Origin of the sequence: Rhodococcus sp. KRD175, from assembly GCF_017168275.1 — a bacterium.
In the GTDB taxonomy this organism is placed as follows: domain Bacteria; phylum Actinomycetota; class Actinomycetes; order Mycobacteriales; family Mycobacteriaceae; genus Rhodococcoides; species Rhodococcoides fascians.
Map to the genome: position 1 here is coordinate 366,292 of NZ_JABFAQ010000004.1, position 18,507 is coordinate 384,798.

Genomic DNA, 18,507 nt, shown 5'->3' on the forward strand with positions numbered 1-18,507 from the left:
GTCAGTGCTCTCCTTCTTGTTCGAGTTTCTCTGCGCGCTCCGCCCGGCGGTCCTTCCTGACGACGTACAGCACCGCGGCCACGATGATCAACGCGGGCGCGACTGCCGGAATGGCCAACACCACAGAGTGATCGGCGAGATAGACGACGTCGGATGCTGCCGTCATACGGAGCTCGAATCCAGCGTCCTGCGGGATACCGATGCTCCCGGGGTCTCGGTACTGATGCGCACTGCGCCCCACGACAGAGCCCAGATCAATGCCAGAGTGCAGACGAGCACAACCAGTGATGCGGCACCGAACAGCCACGCCGGGTGATCGAAGCTCCGCTCACGCTGCAGCAGCGCGGTCTCGCTCTGCAGCTGCCGTGTGAACTGGGCGTCGGCCGAGACCTCGGATGCGCCGATGCCGGGATCGGCCGCCATGAAGATCGGCGTTCCGGTCAACGTTCGACCGTCCTGGATACGCAGGAACGTCTTCCACGTTCCGTGCGCCGGAACCGGACGGGTCGACTGATACATCCCGGGCCCGGTTCGTTCGAGACGATCGACGACCAGACCACGCAGAGTGTCACCGGCTCCCTGCCATGCCAGGATCGCCACCCATTCGGGGTCGTCGGACACCAGATCGGCTGGATCGAGACGGACCGTCGCCGTCACCATGCGGCCACCGTCCTGCGGCGCGGCATCGGCGAGAGTGACCGTCGCCGTTGCGTTTTCCGGTACATCGATCATCAAACCGTTGGCTGTCGCGCCGCCGAGTACGAGTACCAACGCGACGACGATCGTGCGCCGGACAGCAGGTGCCGGCAGCCCGTCACCGCTGAGCAGTTGCGCGAACAGTCCCGCCGTCAGCCCACACATGACGCCGACGGGTATTGCCATCGCAAGCGTCTCGACCCACATCGACGTCGGCCACGGGTAGACGAATACCGCGTCAATCCACAATGATTCGAGCCACAGGCCCACGGTTGCGGCAGCGAATCCTGCGAGCATTCCGAATCGAAGTCTGTGCACCACGAGCGGAGTGAGACCGACGAGTTCGACCACCACCGCGATCCCGAGGAACAGCGCGAAGACGTTGTGCGGTTCACCCAGAACTGGACCGACGACGAATGCCGTCAGCTCGCGAATGACCGCGGCAAATGCGACGACGAACAGAGTCGCGCCCCGTCCCACGACAAGTCGTGCGGCGACGAGTGCGAACGCGCCGGCACCGACGATGAGCATCGGTTGGAACACCAACCGGAACTGCTCGACTCCGAAGTCGAATTCGATCTGGAACACCGACAGTCCGATGAGGAGGCCACCGAAGGCGCTGGCCTTGAGAATCCAGGACAACACCGAGCGCCTGGGGCCCTGCGCAGTTTCGTCCACCTCGTCGGGGGAGGTCTGCCGTGCTGCGGCGAGCGCCAGTCTGCCTTCGTGCTCGAGCAGCAGGACGCCGATCAGAGACAGTCCGGCACCGCCGATCAGCATCAGGTGCGTCGGCCCCCACAGCGTGACGTCCTGGCCGAAGATGCGGTGCCAGATGTCGTCCAACGGAAAACCGATGAGCGCATACAGACCACTGCCCGCGATCAGCAGACCGCCCGTGGGCGCGTACCAGGTGCGGGTGATCTTGACGGCCGCACGACCGGGCTTCTCGTCGAGCGGCAGGATGATCGCCAGCGCGCCCGCGATGAACAGGAAGAACAAGCCGACCAGGATGAAGTAGTGGGCCGGGTTGGCCAGTGGTCCCTCGTCGCGCCCTCGTCCGATGTGCAGGCTCACGTCCCAGATGAACCCGAAGAATGCCGTCAGGATCGTCGAGACGAACAGGACCAGCGGAAGCGCAGCCCAGCCGGGCAAGTTCAGTTTCGATCCCGCGTAGTCCGCCAGCCTCGCCAGCCACGTGATGCGGCGAGTGCGGTGCATGAATGCCAGGTACAGCAGAAACAACGACACGACGGCCGCGGCTGCCGTCATACCGAAGACCTGGTCCAGCGCCGCGCCTCCGCTTTCCGACTGAGCAATGACGTTACCCGTCGTCACACTTACATTGACCATAGCCAGAGTATGGACCACAGGCCGCCGTTTCGGTGAAGTTCGGGACAATCGGTGGCGCGCTGCTCCTCGACCTAGTCCTACAGAGTGATGTGCGCCCGAGCTCTCGGTGATTGACTCTCGTCCGTGAGTCACCCAATGAGTAAGCCCATCCACCGCGGCCGCTGGTCGATCGTTCTGTTGGCATGTGCAGGGGCATTATTGGTAGCCGCGTTCATTCTCGGACCGGCCGCTCTGCTGCGCGGAAGTTATCCCCAGTTCCAGGATCAGTCCGCCATGAGCGAGCTGCTTGGCCGTGGATTGGTCGAGTACTGGGGCAGCGGTGTTCGCACCTTTCCTCCCGGGTTGGCGGAGATGGTGGACTACTGGTTCGCGTGGCACGCCATCAAGATCGTCATCTCGGTACTGCTGGCCGCCGTTCTGGGCCTGCTGGCAGCGACGCTGTGGAGGCGATCCCTGACTGCCGGAATGGGTTACGTGATCGCTGCGACCAGCGCGACCGTGCTGACACTGTTTTCGGTGTTCGTGGCCGTGATCAACATCCAGTCGACGGTCGCTCCCGTCGTCGCCCTGCTTCCGATGCTCTCCGACGACGACGACGACGCGGACGGGAAGACGGCGCAGTCACTGATCGACAACGGTGTGCGGAGCGGAGATACGAGGCCGCCTCTGCTCGAGCTGCTCACGCAGGTCGAGCATTACAACTGGGCGGTGATCGTCGCGACGGGTGTGGTGATCGCCGTTGTCGGTACCGGAACCGTGATCACCTTCCGAGGCTACAGATCGGCGGACACGACAGACGCTGCTCACCGTCGAATGTTCGTCACCCTCGGGTCACTCGGCGCGCTGATGACGATCGGGATGGCGCTGCTCTTCGTCGCTGCCGTCGTGGCGGTCGTCGATCCGGGCGAAGCACTCCTCGGATCAGCCGGCTTGTAACTACTGCCGGCTGCGGTCGCGGGCACGCGCGCGGAACTGTCCGATTGCGAGGACGGTCAACGCGACCCCCAACAGGGTGAGGGGGATTTGGGCGCGGGGCGCGTCGATATCGAGTACCAGGATCTGCCACACCACCCACCCGATGGTCACCAACCCCACGAACACGACACACGTCGGAGCGTCGTATGCATCGACGAGCACAGCAGCAACCGAGATCAACGATCCGAGTCCGAGAAAAATCAGCACGAACAGCCCGGAGATGCGGTAGTCCCAGGTATGCCACGCAGGGAGCATGTCGACATCCAAGCCCAGCGACCGCCCGGTGGGGTCGGAGGTCAACGACATTCCGTTGAACGTTCCGGCTGCACCCAACAGGATCAGCAGTGCCACCGTCGATAGCTTGTTCACGGTGACGTCATGTGTTCGTCGTCCTTCGGTTGCGGCCGCACCCCGGCGTAGTTGTCGATTCTGCCAGAACAAGTCCGATTGGTCTCGTTCTATTCAGACCAGTTTCAGCTGCGCCCCTGTGTACTCTGCCTGCGGGGCGGGTTCGGGCAGAACGTCGCCATGGACGGTCGAACCGAAGGAAGCCATGAAGATTCGCACCATCTTGATTCTGCCTGCAGCGGTGGCAGTGTTCGGCGGCGCGGGACTTCTCACCCCCATCGCCGACGCGGCACCGGCAACGTCCATCGATGTGCTTCCGCGGCTGATCGACGGTGCCGCAGCGGGTTACGCACTGTCCTACGCAACCACCGACGAGCACGGGCGCGGCGCGATTGCCCGCGGACAGGTCTACCTCCCCTCCGGCACACCACCACCGGGAGGATGGCCGGTCGTGTCGTGGGCCAAAGGGACCGTCGGCGTGGGTGATTCATGCGCCCTGAGCACAGCACTCGACGACGGTGCCGCCGAGGACCCCATGGCCGTCGAGCTGTCCAAGCCCCTGCTCACCCAGCTGCTACGAAGCGGCACGGCCGTTGTCTCGACGGACTACATCGGACTCGGAACCACCGACGCCCACCACTACCTGAACAGCATCTCGGAGGCCAACGCCGTCACTGACATCGTCAGCGCTGCCGCAGACGAACTTCCCGAGCTGTCGCGCACCTGGGTTGCCGCCGGACACTCTCAGGGCGGCGCAGCAGCACTCACCACCGGGGCTCGCGCCGACATCTACGGAGAACGGTCGGATTTTCGCGGGGTGATGTCGTTCGCACCGTCGTCGAACCTCGAAGCCGTCCTTCCGCTGCTCTCACCCACCACTCCCCGAATCGCACCTCTCGACAACATCACGGCCACCCTGATCTACGTCCTGTACGGGCTCAGGGATTCTCGGCCGGATCTCGACGTGAACAGCTATCTCAGCGAACTGGGGCGCGACTACCTGGCGCATGCAGAGGACAATTGCATCAGCGACCTACGACAGAAGGCCAGTGGCGTTGCACCACAACAGCTCCTGGCTCGATCGCTCTCCGACCCCGCCATGACCTCGGCTATCCGCGACTACTTATCCGTACCGACCACCGGTTACACACGGCCGGTGACCATCGAGCAGGGGCTTGCCGATACCGTCGTGCCGCCGGCTCTGACGACCGCCCTCGCTGCGGAACTGGCGGCACAGGGCATCCGCGACGTGACCTACCTGCCTGTACCCGGTGCCACTCATTACGACGTCATTGCCGCAACCGTCGACGACGCCCTGCCCCGCATACTCGACATGTTGCGCTGATCAGCCACCGACATGCGGTGGACGACGATCACTGCCGAGCACGTAGTCCCGCTGGGTCGCCGAGCCGGCGGCACGAAGGACTGCGTCGAGGGTGGAGGACAGAACGGAGCGATCGATCCCTGCCGCCCATCGAGGCCCAGTGGCAGTGCGATATTCGAGCATCGAGACCGCATCACTGTCGTTGCCGGCTCGCACACTGGTCTGCGTCAGACCGAGGATGTCCACGTGCCGGCCATGGGCGGACAACGCGTCGACAAGTGCCTCGACCGGGCCGACTCCCGTGTGTGATGTCTCGAAGGACGTGCAGTCGATCTTCAACGTGATGCAGGTGTCGGCGGACCCGTCGTCGTCGTGAGAGTCGAAACCGATCAGGGCTACGTCGGGTTCGGCGACACCGATGTACACCTCCTGGAAGACGTCCCAGAGTTGCTCTGCCGACAGTTCGGTGCCGATCGAATCCGTCCGGGCCTGCACGTGCCGGGCCAGGTCGATCTGCAGGCGACGCGGAAGTTCGATGCCGTAGTTGGTTTCGAGGAGGTACGCGATTCCTCCCTTGCCCGACTGCGAATTCACGCGAATGACCGCGTCGTACGAGCGACCGATGTCGTCGGGGTCGATCGGCAGGTACGGCACGCGCCATTCGATGTCCCGCTCGGAACGGCCTTCGCTCAGCGCCCGAGTGCGATGCTCGACGAAACCCTTCCTGATGGCGTCCTGGTGCGTACCGCTGAAGGCGGTGTGTACGAGGTCGCCGACATACGGATGCCGCGGGTGAATCTCGAGCTGGTTGCAGTATTCGACGGTGCGTCGAATCTGATCGATGTCGGAGAAGTCGATCATGGGATCGACACCCTGTGCGTGCAAATTCAATGCGAGAGTGGCGATGTCGACGTTTCCGGTGCGCTCGCCGTTGCCGAATACGCAGCCCTCCACCCGCTGCGCTCCGGCCAGGACGGCCAGCTCGGCGCAGGCAATGCCGGTCCCGCGGTCGTTGTGTGGATGCACCGACAGGATTACGCTGTCTCGTCGCGCAAGGTTGTCGTTCATGTACTCGATCTGGTCCGCATAGACATTCGGCGTCGTGACCTCCACTGTGGCAGGCAAATTCAGGATGACCGGCCGCTGCTGCGTCGCGTCCCACAGAGTCGTCACCGCATCGCAGACATCGAGGACGTAGTCGGGTTCGGTGAGATTGAAGACCTCGGGTGAGAACTCGAATCGCACGTTGGGCAGGTCGCCGGCAAGTTCGAGAACGTCGGCTGCGCCCGAAAGTATCAGTGAGCGAAGCTCGTTGGCCTCCCGGCCGAGCACGACCTCGCGCCACGTAGGAGCCGTGGCGGTGTACATGTGGATCACGACGTCGTTGGTGATTCCGCGGATCGACTCCACGGTTCGCTCGATCAGGTCGCGTCGAGCCGGGGTGAAGACGACCACGGTGACGTCGTCGGGTGCCAGATCGGTGTGTGCCAGCAGCCGCACGAAATCGAAATCGGTCTGCGATGCCGAGGGATACCCGACTTCGATTTCCTTGTAGCCCATCGCAACCATCAACTCGAAGAACTGTTTTTTGCGGGCAGGATCCATCGGCTCGGGCAACGCTTGGTTGCCGTCGCGCAGATCGACCGGCACCCACAGCGGCGCCTCGGTCAACCGTCGCTCCGGCCAGCGACGCCGGGTCAGCGGAATGTCGACCTTGGCGTAGACGTCACGGTAACGATGCGACGGCATCTGGGAGTGCCGTTGCCGATTCCAGGTGGGCGCGCCGGCAGGAACGGGTCCGGCGGGAGTGGACAGAGTGGGGAAATCTGTGCGCATACGAGCAATGTAGCACCACTCCTCAGACAAGCTGAGGAGTATTCTTCGACTGTGACCGCGATACGCCGAACCTCGTTGGCCGATCAGGCCGCCGAACTGTTGCATGCCAAAATTCAGTCCGGTGAGTGGCCGGTCGGCACCAAACTGCCAGGTGAAACCACCCTTGCCCCCATGTTCGACGTCGGCCGATCGACGATGCGCGAGGCCATCAGACAACTGGCGGGGCGCGGAATTCTCGTCACCCGGCAGGGATCCGGAGTCTTTGTCGAATCGATCGACGAGGCGCGGACGGACTGGGACAGAGTTCTCCAGCGCGCACACATCACCGCGGTCCTCGAAGCCCGCCTCGCCATCGAAGGTGAGGCAGCAGCTCTCGCCGCAGCCCGACGCACTCCCGCCGACCTCGACGCGATCCGTAGCTCACTCGAGCTACGCAACACCGCCCGCGCCGACGCGGTCGATCTGGTCGAGGCGGACATGGCTTTTCACCGCTCCATCGTGGTCGCATCACACAACGACATCCTGCTCGAACTCTTCGACTCCATGGCTCCACGGCTACGGACCGCCATGATCGACATGCTGAAGATCAAGGGCGTGTTCGGAGAGGACACAGACCACGACGCCCACACACACGTCGTCGAGGCTATCGCCGCACGCGACGAGCACCGCGCACACACGCTCACCCGCACACATCTGCGGGAGTTGTCGACGACCATCGCTCCACCGACGTGAGCAAAGGCCAGTTAAGGCCAGCTACTAACACCGTCCGAGTACAGAATCCGGCTAGACTTCCGACGCCTCGACCACCACCTTTGGAGTCTCCACATGCCCCAGCTGAAGACCGTCAGCGAATTCACCGGCAAATGGTTTGCCCTGATCGTCGTCGCGGCGGGTGCTCTGGCCTTGATCACCCCCGACACGTTCAGCGGCGGGACACCCGCGGTTCCGTGGTTGTTGTCGATCATCATGCTCGGCATGGGAATGACGTTGCGGCTCTCCGACTTCGCCGTGGTGGCGCGTCGCCCATGGGCACTGTTGCTCGGCGTCGCAGCGCAGTTCATCGCAATGCCGCTCCTCGGTCTCGGTATCGCGAATGTGCTCGGTCTGTCCGCAGCGCTCACTGCCGGGATGGTGCTCGTCGGATCCGCACCGGGCGGCACCGCGTCCAACGTGATGGTCTACCTCGCCAAGGGTGACACCGCACTGTCGGTGGCGATGACGTCGGTGTCCACACTCCTCGCGCCCATACTCACACCACTGCTGGTTCTATGGCTCGCAGGCGAATACCTGCCGGTCGATGCAGGCGGATTGTTCGTCTCGATCCTGCAGATCGTGCTGGTACCCGTCGTACTGGGAGTTGTACTGCGGCTGCTGTTCCCGAGGATCATCGATCGCATGCTCGACGCCTTGCCGCTCGTCTCGGTCGCCGGAATCACCGCTGTGGTTGTCCTCGTGGTGTCCGCCAGCGCGCCGACCCTGCTGTCGATCGGTGCCCTCATCGTCGTTGCCGTCGTGCTGCACAACTCGCTGGGGCTCGCGGTGGGCTACGGAATCGGTAGGGCATGCGGACTCGATGTCGCCAGCCGTCGTGCGATCAGCATCGAAGTCGGTATGCAGAACTCGGGCTTGGCAGCGGCACTGGCCTCGGTACACTTCTCACCCGCTGCAGCACTCCCCGCGGCGATCTTCTCGGTGTGGCACAACGTATCCGGATCGCTGCTGGCCAGCTACTGGTCCAGACGGTCGACGGGTGCCGAGAGTGAGCAGTCGTTCGAGCTCGGCGTCCTGATCTCGATCGGTTGCATTGACGTCGATGTGCAGTCGAGGTTTCGCCGGCTCGGGATTCTCACTGGGGATGAAGATGATGGTCGGCTGCGAGCCGCCGAAACCGTCGCGCGCACCGATCTCGACGGAACCGTCACCCTCCCTGTCCAATACGACGAAGTCCAACACCTCACACCAGAACGATGCCAAGGCCTCGGGATCGCGACCTCCGAGTACGAGTTCACTGATTCGACATGCCATGGGCGGGAATTTACACCTGCCCCGGCGCCGAACATGTCGTGTTCACGGCCTTTTCGCGCGAGAAATGAATCCCCGTCGACCGAATGCTCGCAGGCGGTCCTTCGCAGTACGCGAGCGCAGGGACGTGGTGGACGCACCCGCGTTGTCGCGCATACCCCGAATGACCTCTCGGACCACGTCCGGACCATCGATTCGCGGAGTCCAGTCCAGGTCCCGTCGAGCGCGGTCGGTGTTCAACATCGGGGTGGCGAACGCGAGATCGACCCAACCGTGATGGACTGCGGACACGTGGGTCTCGAAGCCGAGGCGCGCAGCAGCGGACAACACCCGAGAGGGCACAGGCACGATGCGGGCACCGAACGCGTCGGCCACGTCGTGGGCTCGTACGGGCGTCGGGCCGCCGAGGTTGTAGGGCCCGGTTGCACGCCTATCCAGCACTCGCACGATGGCATCGGCGACATCGTCGCTGTGTGCGGCCGGAACAGCGAACGACCTGTCGATGGGCAGGATCGGAAGATGATCGACGATTGCCGACGGCACGAGATCGGGTAGGGCGTAACGCAACAGCGCGCTTCCGAACTCGTACTGCCCGATCAGGCCCGGCCTGATTCGAGCGACCGCGACATCAGGATGCGCTGCCTCGAACTCATCGAGCACATCCTCGGCGGCAGCCTTGTCCATGCTGTACGTCGACGAAGACACCCCCGTTCTCGGCCACGACTCGTCGACCTTCTCGCCGTACGACCCCGGTGCGTACACCCCGCCGGAAGACATGTGCACCAGATGAGGAACTCCGGCGTCCGCACAGGCAGTTGCCACCGTGCGCACTGCGTCGACATTGACTGCCCGCAGATAATCGCGATCACGCATCGGCTGGAAGGCGATGGCCAAGTGGACGACTGCATCTGCATCACGCATCACCGCGCGCAGGCGATCCGCGGCGTCGGCGGCCGTCACGTCCAGCGATACCCACTCCTTTGTCGGGAACGGGGATTCAGTTTCCGGTGGACGCCGCGCGACCCCGACAACCGAATCGTTCGGACGATCCCGTGCCAACGCTCGCAGCAGGGCCGTACCGGCATTTCCGGTTGCTCCGACGACGACTGTTCGCATCTTCTACCTCCGGTGATCGCCCCCAGTCGAAGTGCCCTCGTGTGCGTCGATCGAAACCGACGTGATTCACGAGTTTGAGCCGCCAACCTCCCGGGCATCGAATAACCATGACTGAAAACAACGAACCGACCCTCGACGACGTCATGATCCCCACCGAGGATGCTCACCCCGACCACAAAGAGCACGCCAAGACGCCGAAGCATCTCGACGACAGCGACCTCGAGTCGCGTACCGAGCACGAGCGCAACGAAGTGAACTGACGACGCATCGAACCACCGCCATGGCGGTCGCATTTCCCGGTTTCCACCGAACAACCCCGGGTATGCGACCGCCATGGCCGATTCAGCAGCATCACCCGCACCCACCGAGGCAGATCCGGACGACCCGCGCAAAGCGGACTCTCCCGCCGATCTGACCAAGCCGTCGTGGATCTATGTTCTGAAGAAGACTGCCCGTGAGTTCTCCCGGGATCAGTGCACCGACCTTGCAGCCGCGTTGACCTATTACGCCGTGCTCTCGCTCTTCCCCGCCATCCTGGCCATCGTGTCGTTGCTGGGCGTGTTCGGCCAAGGACAGGCCACGGTCGACGGCGTCCTGCAGGTCGTCGGCGATCTCGGCCCGCAATCCGCTGTCGACACGTTGCGTCCGACCATCGAACAGCTCGTCCAAGCGCCCACTGCCGGGTTCGCGTTGATCATCGGTATCGCAGGCGCACTGTGGTCGGCGTCCGGTTACGTCGGCGCATTCGGCCGCGCGATGAACCGCATGTACGAGGTGGACGAGGGACGGCCCATCTGGAAGCTGCGCCCTGTGATGCTTCTGGTCACGCTCATCGCCCTGGTCCTCATCGCGCTCGCCGCCGTCATGCTGGCGATCAGTGGCCCCGTGGCCAAAGCTGTGGGCGACGCCGTCGGACTGGGCGACACCGCGCTGACGATCTGGAACATCGCACGGTGGCCGCTCGTCCTGATCGTGGTGGTACTCGCCGTCGCCATTCTGTACTACGCAACGCCGAATGTGCAGCAGCCCAAGTTCAAATGGATCAGTTCCGGTGCCGCGGTCGGCATCATCGTATGGATTCTCGCCACCGTCGCGTTCGGCTTCTACGTTGCCAACTTCTCCAGCTACAACAAGACCTACGGCTCCCTCGCCGGAGCCATCGTGTTCCTGCTGTGGCTGTGGATCACCAACTTGGCCTTGCTGTTCGGTGCCGAACTGGACTCCGAACTCGAACGCGGCCGCCAACTCCAGGCCGGAATCGTCGCCGAAGAACGCCTGCAACTGCCGCCCCGCGACACCCGGGTATCGGACAAGAACGACGAAAAGGATGCGCAGGCTGTCGAGGAGGGTCGCAAATTGCGGGAGGAACACAACCGGACTCCGTGAATCATGCCGTACGCCACCGACCGATCGATGAAACAGTTCCGCGTGGTGCGCTGATCGGGTGTCGAGGTTCGGATAACACAGAGAGGCAGGGCAAAGTGGCGGAGGAAGAAAATACGGAACAGTCCCGACGCGTGCACGCCCCGGACTCGGATAGCTTCGGCGCGCCGATGTACGGACACCACTTGGAGGGGGTCGTACGAGTCAGCAAGAGGTGTGTGACCGACGCCGGCGCGGACGGGGCCGCGGTCGCCATCCTCACCGACGATGCCGATGCTCGGGATCTGCTGTACGCCACGAACTCCGAAGCTGCCCGCATCGACGAACTCCAATTCACCACCGGCGAGGGCCCCTGTATCGATGCCTTCGTCACCGGGGAGCCGCAACTACACCCGGACATCGGTAATCGGCCCGATACCACGGGATGGCCGTCGTTCGCGTCGGAAGTTCTTCAGGAGCTCGACGTGCATGGGGTGTACGCGTTCCCATTGTTCAGTGGTGGTGCTCGACTCGGGGTCCTCGAGCTCTACACCCAAAAGTCAGGAACGATGACGACACAACAGATCGCCGCTGCCCAGGCTGCGGCGTCGACCCTCGGTGACATCGTCGTCGGAGAAGTGGCAGCCCGACCGAATTTTTTCGACGAGTCGACACTTCGACCACCCGAGGGCGCATTTCGCTTCGCTCGGTCCGACATCAACATTGCGGTCGGTGTGTTGGCCGAGCGTCTGCATGTGTCGCTCGACGAGGCAACCGCGCGGCTGCGTGCCCGTGCCTACGCCGATGCCCGCTCGATCTCCTCCCTCGCGTTCGACATCGTCCGCGGAGACGGCTTGTTCTACGACGACCCGGGGAGCGCGTGACATCGAAGCCCACCGTCCATCGACCACGAACGTCCGAGTTGACAGCTCCAACAACGAAAGAAGGCCGAACATGCCACCCATCCCTCGCCCGGATCAATCGTCGCCGGCACCCAACGGCCCGACCGGAGCTCGCGATACGAGAGCCCAAACCGGTGATTTCCTGACCACTGCGCAAGGCGTACGTCTACCCGACACCGATCATTCGCTCAAGGCGGGCGATCGAGGCCCGACGTTGCTCGAGGACTTCCATCTTCGCGAGAAGATTACCCACTTCGACCACGAGCGGATTCCGGAGCGCGTCGTGCACGCACGCGGTGCCGCCGCACATGGAACGTTCGAGTCCTATGGGTCGGCGAAGACCGTGACCAAGGCAGGATTCCTCGCCCAGAAGGGTAAGCGGACACCGGTTTTCGTGCGATTCTCGACCGTTCTCGGATCGCGTGGTTCTGCCGACACGGTCCGCGACACCCGCGGTTTTGCGGTCAAGTTCTACACCGACGAAGGAACCTTCGACCTGGTCGGAAACAACATGCCCGTCTTCTTCATCCAGGACGGCATCAAGTTCCCGGACATCATTCACGCCGGCAAACCGCAGCCCGATATCGAACTGCCGCAGGCTCAGTCGGCACACGACTCGTTCTGGGACTTCGTCTCGCTGCACACCGAGGCAACTCACCACGTCATGTGGAACATGAGCGATCGAGGTATCCCGCGCTCGTATCGCACGATGGAAGGCTTCGGCGTCCACACGTTCCGCCTCGTGGCCGAGAACGGCGAGACCAGGCTCGTGAAGTTTCATTGGAAGCCGCTCGCCGGAGTGCATTCACTGGTGTGGGAGGAAGCCCAGATCGCCGCGGGCGTCGATCCGGACTTCCATCGACGCGACATGTCCGACGGCATCAAGGCCGGTGCCCCACTGGAATACGAATTCGGAATCCAGGTCATGCCCGACGACGGCACCGAGACCTACGAGGGTATCGATCTGCTCGATCCCACGAAAATCGTTCCCGAAGAACTGGTTCCGGTGCAACCCATCGGCAAGCTCACCCTCGACGCGAACCCCACGAACTACTTCGCCGAAACCGAGCAAGTCGCGTTCCACACGGGCCACCTGGTGCCGGGCATCGAAGTCACCAACGACCCGCTGATGCAGGCGCGTCTGTTCTCTTACCTGGACACCCAGATCACGCGTCTCGGCGGCCCCAATTTCTCGCAACTGCCGATCAATCGACCGAATGCACCTGTCAACGACATGCTGCGAGACGGTATGCACCAGACCGCCGTTCACACCGGCCTTGCCCCGTACCTCAGCAACTCGGTCGACGACGGAGAACCAGCGGTAGCAGGTGAGAAGGACCACGGTTACGTGCAAACTGAACGCCTCATCGAGGGCCGCGCGGTACGAGCGAACCCCGCATCCTTCGACGATCACTTCACTCAGCCCACCATGTTCTATCGCAGCCTCAGTGCCGTCGAGCAGGATCACCTCGTCGAGGCATTCACGTTCGAGCTGGGCAAAGTGTTCGAGCAATCGATCAAGGAACGTGAACTCGAGGTTCTTTCGAACGTCGACGCCGATCTGTGCGAGCGCGTCGCCGCCGGTCTCGGCCTGCCTGCACCCGTCGGCACACCCGCTGAGGACGTATTGCTCTCCCCCGCACTGTCTCAGATCGTCGAGGCTCCGGGACCGATTGCCGGACGCAAGATCGGCGTCATCGCCGACGCCGGATCGGACCTGTCCGGAATCGGCAAGCTACGGACGGCAGCCGCGCGCCGCGGTGCCACAGTGCACGTCATCGCTGCGGCCGGCGGCATCCTCGGCAAAGGCATGCGCACTCAGGTGGTCGAGCGAACATTCCTGACAGTTCGTTCGATCGAGTTCGACGCCTTCGTCGTCGCGGGCGGAACGACGCCGACGAACGACATCAAGCTGATCCTGTTGCTGCAGGAAGCATTCCGTCATTGCAAAGCGATGGGTGCCTGGGGCGACGGAGCGGCACTGCTCGAGCAGGCCGGAATCGGTGCCGACGACGCAGGCGTCGTCATCGGCGAGACAGCGGTGAAAGCGTTCAACGACGCATTGTTCGCTGCGGTCGGACTGCACCGAGCCTGGGATCGTGCCCCCGCGGTGATGGCGTCGAACATCCCGCCTGCAGTCCCCGACAAGCCTGCTCGTAAGCGGGCAGCCAAGGCCAAGGCCAGGGAGTAGGGCTACCCCGACTGGGGCTCGGTCAGCATCGCTGCCATGTCGTCCAACTCGAAGTACTGGGCGATTGCGTGTGCCGATCGAGCTCCGGCTGCGGGGTCCGCGCCTGCCTCCAGCAACATCCGCACAATTGGCGTCGACCGACGAAACACCGCGGCCGCCAATGCTGTCTGGCCGTTGTCGTTCACGCGATCCACCGCAGCCCCCAGCGTGAGCAGCGTGCTCACCGCACCCGGTTGTACGTGATACGCCGCCAGAATCAGCAGTGTGTCGCCCTTGTCGTTGGTCAGGTCGACGGATCCTCCGGCCTCGAAGAACGACTGCAACCACGAGGCGTCACCGCTGCGCGCGCAGTCGAATGCATGCCGAAACACCGCCAGAACATCGTCGTCGTCCACCAACACATGATCCCCCGAGCAGTGAGGTTCCAACCAAGCATCGTCGATCTGAATCGACCGCTGATCCGTTCTATCGACCGCATGCTCGTGTAGTGACCGTGCGGAGTGTTCCCGCACGGAGCGAGACCTCGCGTACGGACCCACCGACGTGGGAGAATCGTGCGGTCCACGGACATGCGGCGTCTGTCGTGTCCGACAAGGTGGGGGGAGCGTCATGACCGGTCCGGTTGCCCAAGGTAGCGCTATGAAGCGGCGAAATCCCGTTGTGGTCTGGATTCTGTTGCCGCTCATCACTCTCGGCATCTACCACTTCGTCTGGTACTACCTCATCCACCGTGAGATGGCGGACTTCGACCGACGCAAGGTCGACCCGCCGGTCGTCGGCCCACTGCTGGTTCTGCTCCTCCTCGGCTGGACCATCATCGCGCCGTTGATCAGCTACTACAACACCGGAAACCGCATCGCCGACGCCCAACGCGCAGCCGGCCTTCAGCCGACGTGCAGCTCGGTCGTCGGACTTCTGCTCACGTTCGTCTTCGGCCTGCAGTCCCTGTACTACCAGCTGGAACTGAACAAGATCACGGCCCGATACAACGACGTACCGCCGGGAACCGTTGTGCCGCTCGCGGTGTGAATCCCGAAACCGAAACGACGAAACGGACACGATGACCACCCTCCATCACGCACCGCTCTCGCGCGTCGACCCGAGCACCCTGTACCGCATCATGGCGCTGCGGGTCGCGGTATTCGTGCACGAACAGAAGATCGTCGACGAGGCCGAACTCGATGGCGCAGACCTACTTCCGACGACCGAACTGTTCTGGATCCAGGACGAAAACGGAGAGGTGTTGGTCACTCTCCGAGTGCTCGTCGACGATTCGGTCCACATCGGCCGCGTCGCGACTGCTGCTGCGGGGCGTGGGCGCGGATATGCCGGACAGCTCGTCGAGGCCGCCCTCGATGCATACCCCGGAGTGGTCGAGATGTCCGCGCAAGCCCACCTCGAAAAGTGGTACGGCCGATTCGGATTCGTTCGGATGGGCGAGGAATACCTGGAAGCGGGAATCCCGCACGTGAAGATGTCCACCCATCCCAGCTGAATCAGCCCAGTGTCGGTGCGTGTGCAACTTGTGCTCCACTCTGGGCCCCGAGTCGGGGAATCCTCGCGACCGAGGCCCCGAGTGGAGCAAACCTCCCGTCAGCGAAGCGAGATCACTTCTTCTTCGGGTCGTGGCCCCAGTTCATCAGTGAGTAGCGCCATTTGGTGTCGGTGATGTCCCCGTCGGGCCGCTGCGCAAGGTGTCGTTTGCAGTAGCCGACGACCTTTCGCATGTGCTCGTAGTCGTCGTCGGACAGGTCCGCCTTCTTCGTCTTCAGGATTTCGACGATGCGGCGGCCGCTCTCGTGGCCCGTCGACTCACCGCCCTCCTTCTTTTGCCCGACGTCCTTCGAGTCGTCGGTGCCGAGAAACTCGTCGAGTTCCTTCGCCGTCATGTTGACGAGGTCATCGAACTCCGTCTTGATGTCACTGTCGTCATCGGCCATCAGTCCGTCTCCTTCGATTCACCCTCAGTGGTGGTGCCGCGTGTCTCCCGTTCGACCGCATCGGCCTTCGGAACTCGTCTCGTTCCTAGTCCGCCGCATACCCACAGTTGGGCGGTACTCAACCTGCTGGTCAGATCTGACTACACCGCCGCAGGGCGGCCCACTCGAAAGCCCTGCAGCAGGTCGGCCCCGATCGACGTGGCCGCTTCGAGGTCGTCGTCGGTCTCGATGCCCTCGAACACGCACCTGGCCTCGGTTTTTCGCGCGAACTCGAGCACCAGTTCGGCCAAGGCCGACTTCACGCGATTGCCTTTCATGCCGTGAACGACGAACGCGTCGAGTTTGATGATCTGCGGCTCGAGCACGACAAGCTGCCGCATACCTGCGTACCCGGATCCCACATCGTCCACTGCGACAGCGACGCCGCCGCGTCGAAGTTCGGCCAACACCGCCATCACCGCGTCCTCGTCGTCCTGGGCGGCATGTTCGGTGAGCTCGATTACCAGTGACCGTCGTCGGCCGAAGTCGAGCAGCACATCCACGAGGGCAGCATCGACCAGTAGCGTTGCAGCACTGAGGTTCACGGCAACGAAGCAACCATCCGGCAGACGCGCTGATTCTCCCAATGCCTTGACGGCTGCAGATCTGTCCAGAGCAGGACCGAGGCCGCACTGCGCTGCATCGGCGAACCACGCCTCGGTGTCACCGCCACCCGCAGGGAAACGCGACAGGGCCTCGTATCCCTCGATCACGCCATCGCGTGCACGGACGATCGGCTGAAAGACAATGTCCGGACCACCGCCGGCAATGACAACCTCCACCCGACGCCGCGACCGCAGCAGTGTCGAGCGCAGCGGTGTCGACGCGGCCCTAGCCAACGGCACGATTCCACACCCGAACCACCGGGTGGAGCCGAACAGGAGCCGCAACCGGGCGCATCGCGGCAAGGACGGCATCCGGATCCCGATCGCCGAAACTGGTCAGCAGTGCCCTGGCACGCTGTCCATCCGGCGGCCAGCCCAGCCCGAACGCGTCTGCTATCGCCACATAGTCATGGGCACGCTGCTCGACGGTCGAGGCTGCGGGACAACGATTTCGCAGTACAAATTCTCGCACCAGCCGCCAGCGCCTGCGGCCGCCGATCAGTCGATGGAGCATGGTGCCATGGGGACGTCGGCGAACCGATCCATCAGGAACGCTGCAGCGGCACCGCCGTACCCGTCGATCAGCTGCGGCCCGAAGTGGTTGGGCAACACCGCACCCTGCAGAATCGGCGGCAAAGGATTGGTTCGGAACTCCACCGTGGCACCTCGCCCACACCAATCCTGAGCCAACTGCCGGGCCTGACCGTACGGCACGGTGTCGTCGTTGAGTCCGCTGGTGATCATCACCGGTGCGTTCGGAGTACTGCGACCGATCCGCTGAGCCTCGAGGATGCGACCCGCCTGCGGAATGGTGCCCAAGTTCTCGAGCATCGACTTACCGTCCGCGGTCAACGATTCGGTTCGCAGGAACGGGTACTTCAGAATGGTGTCGCCGATGCACTGCGTCGACAGATCGTTCAGCACCGCCTTGCCGTGATCGGTGAGTCTCTCTTCGACGAGCGGCAGCAAGCTCGGATCCCGCTCGACGAACCCGTTGAGGGCATAGCCGATCACCCCTCCGATCAGCGTCCCGTCGACGGTCTTCAACACCTCGAGCAAGTCCGCTGTAGGTGCTCCGGCCCAGGTGCCCTTCACATTCAGACCTGGTGCGTACTCCGAGGCGAGTTCGGCCGCCGCGGCTGCCGCCCCACCGCCCTGGGAGTACCCCCAGATACCAACGGGTGCATCGGTATCACCGAGGAGCTCGTTCGCGGCACGAGCACCGTCGAGCACCGCATGAGCCTGCTCGACACGATTGACATAGGTGTGCACACCGGGCGTTCCCAACCCGATGTAGTCGGTCACGAATACGTTGGCACCCATCGATCCCCACAGAGTGGAAGACAACAACTCCTGATTGAACGAGATCGACAATGGTTGTGTCACAGCGTTGACAGTCGTCGGAAACGCACGAGAAGGAGCGCACTGATCGGCCTGACCCACCGTGCCGGGCGCGACGACGATTGTCGGCCGCGGGCCTGCACCGCGCCAGGGCACCTCGGTCTCGATGAACGTGCCCGACACGCCCACCGGCGTATCGTCCTGCGTCCGTGACGAGTACAGCACCCGCTGCGCCTGAACGGGGTAGGCACCGTCCGCACCTGGCAAAGCCGCGAACAGTGACATCGGCTGTGTCCGCAACACGGCCCCCGGGTCGTCGACGACCTGAACTGGAGGGACGTAGAAGTCGTCGACGGGGTCGGCATTCGCGGCCGAGCTGCCGAGCACGGTCAGGGAAGACGCGAGCACGGCGGTGACTGCGACGCCGATCATGTTGCGGTACAGATGCATCGGTCTCTTT

General features: G+C 63.5%; 18 protein-coding genes and 2 pseudogenes. 10 read left to right on the top strand and 10 right to left on the bottom strand.

What is annotated here, in order from left to right:
* Window position 1 precedes the first annotated feature (1 nt).
* The gene (locus J1M81_RS06260; RefSeq protein ID WP_167326471.1) at window positions 2–166 is read right to left on the bottom strand and encodes a hypothetical protein; all 165 of its coding nucleotides are present in this window, start codon (window positions 164–166) and stop codon (window positions 2–4) included.
* Window positions 163–2,046, bottom strand: a complete 1,884-nt coding sequence (locus tag J1M81_RS06265; protein ID WP_206497748.1) for a hypothetical protein — start codon at window positions 2,044–2,046, stop codon at window positions 163–165. The genes J1M81_RS06260 and J1M81_RS06265 overlap by 4 nt, the downstream gene beginning before the upstream one ends.
* 135 nt (window positions 2,047–2,181) lie before the next feature.
* On the opposite strand from J1M81_RS06265, the gene J1M81_RS06270 reads away from it, so the two are divergent.
* The gene (locus tag J1M81_RS06270; RefSeq protein ID WP_206497749.1) at window positions 2,182–2,982 is read left to right on the top strand and encodes a hypothetical protein; all 801 of its coding nucleotides are present in this window, start codon (window positions 2,182–2,184) and stop codon (window positions 2,980–2,982) included.
* On the opposite strand, the gene J1M81_RS06275 is transcribed toward J1M81_RS06270, so the two are convergent.
* The gene (locus tag J1M81_RS06275) at window positions 2,983–3,390 is read right to left on the bottom strand and encodes a hypothetical protein (protein WP_206497750.1); all 408 of its coding nucleotides are present in this window, start codon (window positions 3,388–3,390) and stop codon (window positions 2,983–2,985) included.
* Window positions 3,391–3,574: 184 nt separating this feature from the next.
* Between J1M81_RS06275 and J1M81_RS06280 the strand changes: the two genes are divergently transcribed.
* The gene (locus tag J1M81_RS06280) at window positions 3,575–4,714 is read left to right on the top strand and encodes an alpha/beta fold hydrolase (RefSeq protein ID WP_206497751.1); all 1,140 of its coding nucleotides are present in this window, start codon (window positions 3,575–3,577) and stop codon (window positions 4,712–4,714) included.
* Here J1M81_RS06280 and J1M81_RS06285 read toward each other — a convergent pair whose 3' ends face one another.
* Window positions 4,715–6,529 (bottom strand): 2-isopropylmalate synthase, encoded by a 1,815-nt coding sequence (locus J1M81_RS06285; protein ID WP_241257709.1) that lies wholly within the window; start codon window positions 6,527–6,529, stop codon window positions 4,715–4,717.
* A gap of 51 nt (window positions 6,530–6,580) precedes the next feature.
* On the opposite strand from J1M81_RS06285, the gene J1M81_RS06290 reads away from it, so the two are divergent.
* Both J1M81_RS06290 and J1M81_RS06295 read left to right on the top strand, forming a co-directional pair.
* The gene (locus J1M81_RS06290) at window positions 6,581–7,261 is read left to right on the top strand and encodes a FadR/GntR family transcriptional regulator (RefSeq protein WP_308051226.1); all 681 of its coding nucleotides are present in this window, start codon (window positions 6,581–6,583) and stop codon (window positions 7,259–7,261) included.
* A gap of 93 nt (window positions 7,262–7,354) precedes the next feature.
* Window positions 7,355–8,206 (top strand): annotated as a pseudogene (locus tag J1M81_RS06295) (bile acid:sodium symporter family protein); the annotation flags it as partial.
* Window positions 8,207–8,275: 69 nt separating this feature from the next.
* On the opposite strand, the pseudogene J1M81_RS06300 reads toward J1M81_RS06295, so the two are convergent.
* A pseudogene (locus J1M81_RS06300) lies at window positions 8,276–8,554 on the bottom strand (VOC family protein); the annotation flags it as partial.
* A 42-nt stretch (window positions 8,555–8,596) separates the two neighbouring features.
* Complete coding sequence (locus J1M81_RS06305; RefSeq protein WP_206497755.1) at window positions 8,597–9,667, bottom strand: NAD-dependent epimerase/dehydratase family protein; 1,071 nt, start codon at window positions 9,665–9,667, stop codon at window positions 8,597–8,599.
* 107 nt (window positions 9,668–9,774) lie between these two features.
* Here J1M81_RS06305 and J1M81_RS06310 point away from each other — a divergent pair, with 107 nt between their 5' ends.
* The 4 genes from J1M81_RS06310 to J1M81_RS06325 all read left to right on the top strand — a co-directional run bounded on the left by J1M81_RS06310 (window position 9,775) and on the right by J1M81_RS06325 (window position 14,122).
* The gene (locus J1M81_RS06310; RefSeq protein ID WP_206497756.1) at window positions 9,775–9,927 is read left to right on the top strand and encodes a hypothetical protein; all 153 of its coding nucleotides are present in this window, start codon (window positions 9,775–9,777) and stop codon (window positions 9,925–9,927) included.
* Window positions 9,928–10,000: 73 nt separating this feature from the next.
* Window positions 10,001–11,053, top strand: a complete 1,053-nt coding sequence (locus J1M81_RS06315) for a YihY/virulence factor BrkB family protein (RefSeq protein WP_206497757.1) — start codon at window positions 10,001–10,003, stop codon at window positions 11,051–11,053.
* 215 nt (window positions 11,054–11,268) lie between these two features.
* The gene (locus tag J1M81_RS06320) at window positions 11,269–11,913 is read left to right on the top strand and encodes a GAF and ANTAR domain-containing protein (RefSeq protein ID WP_206497758.1); all 645 of its coding nucleotides are present in this window, start codon (window positions 11,269–11,271) and stop codon (window positions 11,911–11,913) included.
* A gap of 70 nt (window positions 11,914–11,983) precedes the next feature.
* The gene (locus tag J1M81_RS06325) at window positions 11,984–14,122 is read left to right on the top strand and encodes a catalase (RefSeq protein WP_206497759.1); all 2,139 of its coding nucleotides are present in this window, start codon (window positions 11,984–11,986) and stop codon (window positions 14,120–14,122) included.
* Between the two features lie 2 nt (window positions 14,123–14,124).
* Here J1M81_RS06325 and J1M81_RS06330 read toward each other — a convergent pair whose 3' ends face one another.
* Window positions 14,125–14,517, bottom strand: a complete 393-nt coding sequence (locus tag J1M81_RS06330) for an ankyrin repeat domain-containing protein (protein ID WP_283348701.1) — start codon at window positions 14,515–14,517, stop codon at window positions 14,125–14,127.
* A gap of 214 nt (window positions 14,518–14,731) precedes the next feature.
* Here J1M81_RS06330 and J1M81_RS06335 point away from each other — a divergent pair, with 214 nt between their 5' ends.
* Window positions 14,732–15,151, top strand: a complete 420-nt coding sequence (locus J1M81_RS06335) for a DUF4234 domain-containing protein (RefSeq protein ID WP_027495463.1) — start codon at window positions 14,732–14,734, stop codon at window positions 15,149–15,151.
* 31 nt (window positions 15,152–15,182) lie between these two features.
* Complete coding sequence (locus J1M81_RS06340; RefSeq protein ID WP_206497761.1) at window positions 15,183–15,617, top strand: GNAT family N-acetyltransferase; 435 nt, start codon at window positions 15,183–15,185, stop codon at window positions 15,615–15,617.
* Window positions 15,618–15,729: 112 nt separating this feature from the next.
* On the opposite strand, the gene J1M81_RS06345 is transcribed toward J1M81_RS06340, so the two are convergent.
* The 3 genes from J1M81_RS06345 to J1M81_RS06355 all read right to left on the bottom strand — a co-directional run bounded on the left by J1M81_RS06345 (window position 15,730) and on the right by J1M81_RS06355 (window position 18,497).
* Window positions 15,730–16,062 carry a DUF3140 domain-containing protein gene (locus J1M81_RS06345; RefSeq protein WP_032387659.1) on the bottom strand — a complete coding sequence of 111 codons (333 nt, stop codon included), beginning with the start codon at window positions 16,060–16,062 and terminating at the stop codon, window positions 15,730–15,732.
* 140 nt (window positions 16,063–16,202) lie between these two features.
* Entirely contained in the window at window positions 16,203–16,946 is a 744-nt protein-coding gene (locus tag J1M81_RS06350) for an EAL domain-containing protein (protein WP_158514256.1), read from the bottom strand.
* A 258-nt stretch (window positions 16,947–17,204) separates the two neighbouring features.
* Window positions 17,205–18,497, bottom strand: a complete 1,293-nt coding sequence (locus J1M81_RS06355) for a lipase family protein (protein ID WP_241257711.1) — start codon at window positions 18,495–18,497, stop codon at window positions 17,205–17,207.
* Window positions 18,498–18,507: the final 10 nt, after the last annotated feature.